This is a genomic window from Streptomyces sp. NPDC029151 (genome assembly GCF_055564315.1).
In genome coordinates this window covers 1-4309 of record NZ_JBVHWQ010000024.1, presented here as the reverse complement: position 1 = coordinate 4309, position 4309 = coordinate 1, and the positions used below count along the sequence as shown (strand labels likewise).

Here is a 4309-nt window from a genome sequence, read left to right as displayed (position 1 = left end):
GAGGGGGGTTTGGAGCGGTTCTTGCGGTCGGTGGGTGAGGTGTTCGCGGGGGGTGTGGACGTCGACTGGACAGCGGCGTTCGACGCGGGGTCCGCACGGCGGGTGGAACTGCCGACGTATCCCTTCCAACACCAGAACTACTGGCTGAAGACCGAGCGCACCACAGGCGACGTCACCACCGCCGGCCTCGCCCCCTCCGAACACCCGCTCCTCGGTGCCGCCGTGGAACTGCCCGGAACCGGCGGCATCGCCCTCACCGGCCGCTGGTCCCTGCGCACCCACCCCTGGCTGGCCGACCACGCCGTGTGGGGCACCGCCCTGCTGCCCGGCACCGGCTTCGTCGACCTGGTCCTCACCGCCGGCGCCGAGGCCGACTGCGGGTCCCTGGAGGAACTCGTCATCGAGGCACCCCTCATCCTGCCCGAGGAGGGCGGCATCCAGGTGCGCGTGGAGGTCACCGCGCCCGACCAGTCCGGCCGCCGCGCCGTCTCCGTCCATTCCCGCCCCGAGGGCGACGAACCCGACTGGACGCGCCACGCCGCCGGCACGCTCGTCCCCGAGGACCCGGAGTCCTCCGAGCCCGCGCTCGCCTGGCCCCCGGCCGGCGCCACCGCCGTACCCGTGGACGTCGAGTCGGTCTACGCGGGCCTGGCCGAACGCGGCTACGAGTACGGTCCCGCCTTCCAGGGGCTGTGCGCCGTATGGACCCGCGACGACGAGATCTTCGCCGAGGTCGCGCTGCCCGCACAGCAGCAGGAGGACGCGGGACGCTTCTCCCTGCACCCCGCCCTGCTCGACGCCTCGCTGCACGCACCGCTCATCTACGGCACCGGCCTGCCCCGCCTGCCCTTCTCCTGGAACGGCATCACCCTGTGGACCCGGGGAGCCTCCCGGCTGCGGGCGCACTTCGTCCCCGCGGGGGAGGAGACCTGGCAGGTCACGGTGACCGACCAGACGGGTGCCCCCGTCGCCCGCATCGACGCCCTCACAGGCCGCCAGGTGACCCAGGAACAGCTCGCCGGAGCCCGGCTGGCCCGCCACACCGGGTCCTCCCGGCTGGACAACTGGGTCTACACGACGACCTGGACCCCGGCCGAGATCACGGACCCGGCAGCCGTCCCCACCGGCACCTGGCTGGTCGCCGTACCCGCCGGCCGCACGGACGACGCCACCGTCACCGCATGCCTCACCGCCCTCGGCGACCGCGGAACCGACGCCGTCCCGCTGCCCGTCGACGGAACGGACCGCGCCGCCCTCGCCGACCTCCTCACCTCCACCGTGCCCGACACCGGCACCATCACCGGCATCCTGTCCCTGCTCGCCCTCGACGAGGCCGCCGACCCCGCACACCCCGCAGTCACCGGAGGTCTGGCGGCGACACTCACCCTGGTCCAGGCACTAGGCGACACCGGCATCGAGGCACCGCTCTGGCTCGCCACCCAGGGCGCCGTCGCCACCTCCGGCACCGACCCGGTGCACAGCGCCGACCAGGCCGCCCTGTGGGGTCTCGGACAGGTCGCCGCGCTCGAAAACCCGGGCCGCCGGGGCGGACTCGTCGACCTCCCCGCCACCCTCGACGGCACGACGGGCGCCCTGCTCACCACCGTGCTCGGCGGCGGCACCGGCGACGAGGACCAACTGGCCCTGCGCGCCGGGACGGCCCTCGTCCGCCGCCTGGAGCGGACGCCGCTGTACCGGCCGCAGCCGGACGAGACGCCGTGGCAGCCCACCGGCACCGTGCTGATCACCGGCGGTACCGGAGCCCTCGGCGGCCACGTCGCCCGACGGATGGCCGCCGGCGGCGCCGGACACCTCGTCCTCGTCAGCCGCCGCGGCACCGACAGCCCGGGCGCCGCTGAACTCACCGCGGAACTCGCCGAGAACGGCACCCGCGTCACCGTGGCCGCCCTCGACGTCACCGACCGGCAGGCCCTGGCCGATCTGCTGGCACGGCTGGAGGCGGACGGCAACCCGGTCCGCACGGTGGTACACGCCGCCGGCGTCAACGGCTTCGGCCCCCTGGCGGAGACGACGCTCGACGACTTCGGCGCCATCGTGTCGGCCAAGGTCGCCGGCGCCGCCCACCTCGACGCCCTGCTCGGCGACACCCCCCTGGACGCGTTCATCGTGTTCTCCTCCATCGCGGGCGTCTGGGGCAGCGGCAGCCAGAGCGCCTACTCCGCGGGCAACGCCTACCTGGACGCCCTCGCCCTGCGCCGGCGGAGCCTCGGCCGCACCGCCACCTCCATCGCGTGGGGCGCCTGGGCCGGCGGCGGCATGGTCGACGCCGCCTCGGCACCCCAGCTGCGCCGTCAAGGCATCGAAGCCGTACGCCCCGAAATGATGCTGGCCGCCCTCGACCGCGCCCTGACGGGCGGTCAAAGCGGCCTCACCGTGGCGAACATCGACTGGAAGCGATTCCACCCGGCGTTCACCGCACAGCGGCCCTCCCCGCTGCTGCTGGGCGTGCCCGAGGCCCGCCGCATCGCGGCGGCCGAGGCCCGCGCCCGGCGAGCCGACCTCACCACGGCGGGATCGCTGCGCCAGCGCCTGGCCGGCCTCGAAGAGGACGCCCGGAAGGAGATCCTGCTCGACCTGGTCCGCGCGGAGACCGCCGTCGTCCTCGGCCACCAGGACACGCACGCCATCCACCCGGACCGTGCCTTCCAGGAGCTGGGCTTCGACTCCCTCACCGCCGTCGAACTGCGCAACAAGCTGTCCGCGGCCACCGGCCTGCGGCTGCCCGCCACGCTCCTCTTCGACTACCCGGCTCCGGCCGTGCTCGTCGACCACCTGAGCCAGGCACTCGCTCCCGAGGGCGGCCCCGCGGTGCACCCCGCGGTCGCCGGCATGGAGAAGCTCAGGGACACGCTCGCCTCCGTCCCCGACGACCAGACGGTCCGCTCCCAGGTCACCGCAGCCCTGCAGGTCCTGCTGGCGAAGTGGTCCCCGGACGCCTCCCTCGACGAGGACGACGACCTCGAGTCCGTCTCCGACGACGAGGTCTTCGACATCATCGACAACGAGTTCACCGTTTCCTGACGCGTCCGCCGGCACCGAACCGCCCGACGGCGAGGCCCGCCGTCCCCGCTGCCCACCCGCCGTCAGAAGACTCTCCCTAGGAGCTGACCTTTCCCGTGGCCGACGACAAGAAGTACCGCGAATACCTCAACAAGGCCGTCACCACCGCGCGTCAGGCCACACGCCGACTGCGCGAGGTCGAGGAGAAGGCGTGGGAGCCCATCGCCATCGTGGGTATGGCCTGCCGGCTGCCGGGCGGCGTGACCTCCCCCGACGACCTCTGGCAGCTGGTGGCCGACGGCGTCGACGGCATCACCCCCTTCCCGGCCGACCGCGGCTGGGACCTGGCGGGAATGTACGACGCCGACCCCGACGTCCCGGGCAAGTCCTACGTCCGTGAGGGCGGCTTCCTCGACGAGGTGGCCGGCTTCGACGCCGAGTTCTTCGGGATCTCCCCGCGCGAGGCGCTGGCGATGGACCCGCAGCAGCGGCTGCTGCTGGAGACCTCCTGGGAGGTCTTCGAACGCGCCGGCATCGACCCCACCTCCCTCCGCGGGCGCAGGATCGGCTGCTACACGGGCATCATGCACCACGACTACGCCCCGCGCGTACGACAGGTCCCCGCGGACCTCGAGGCCTACCTCGGGCGTGGCAGCACCGGCAGCTTCGCCACGGGCCGCGTGTCGTACACCCTCGGCCTCGAAGGCCCCGCGGTGACCGTGGACACCGCCTGCTCCTCGTCCCTGGTGGCGATCCACCTCGCCGTCCAGTCCCTGCGCACCGGCGAGTCGGAGATGGCGCTGGCAGGCGGCGCGGCCGTGATGGCCGACAGCAAGATGTTCGTCGAGTTCTCCCGGCAGCGGGGCCTCTCCCCGGACGGACGGTGCCGCGCCTTCGCCGCGGGCGCAAACGGCACCGGCTTCTCCGAGGGTGTGGGCGTGCTGCTGCTGGAGCGGCTGTCGGACGCCCGCCGCAACGGCCACGAGGTCCTCGCCGTCGTCCGTGGCACGGCGGTGAACCAGGACGGCGCCTCCAACGGGCTGACCGCGCCCAACGGCCCCTCCCAGCAGGAGGTGATCCGTCAGGCGCTGGAGAACGCCCGGCTGTCCGCCGCGGACGTCGACGCGGTGGAGGCGCACGGCACGGGCACGTCGCTGGGTGACCCGATCGAGGCGCAGGCTCTGCTGGCGACGTACGGCCGTTCGCGTCCTGAGGGTGCGCCGTTGTGGCTGGGGTCGCTGAAGTCGAACATCGGGCATGCGCAGGCCGCGGCGGGTGTGGCGGGTGT

General features: G+C 73.7%; 2 protein-coding genes. Both read left to right on the top strand.

Annotated elements, in window-relative coordinates:
* Positions 1-3042, top strand: a 3042-nt coding sequence (locus tag ACZ4VF_RS37930) for an SDR family NAD(P)-dependent oxidoreductase (RefSeq protein ID WP_467931774.1), incomplete at its 5' end; no start/stop codon positions are given.
* A gap of 95 nt (positions 3043-3137) precedes the next feature.
* Positions 3138-4309, top strand: a 1172-nt coding sequence (locus ACZ4VF_RS37925) for a beta-ketoacyl synthase N-terminal-like domain-containing protein (protein WP_467931773.1), incomplete at its 3' end; no start/stop codon positions are given.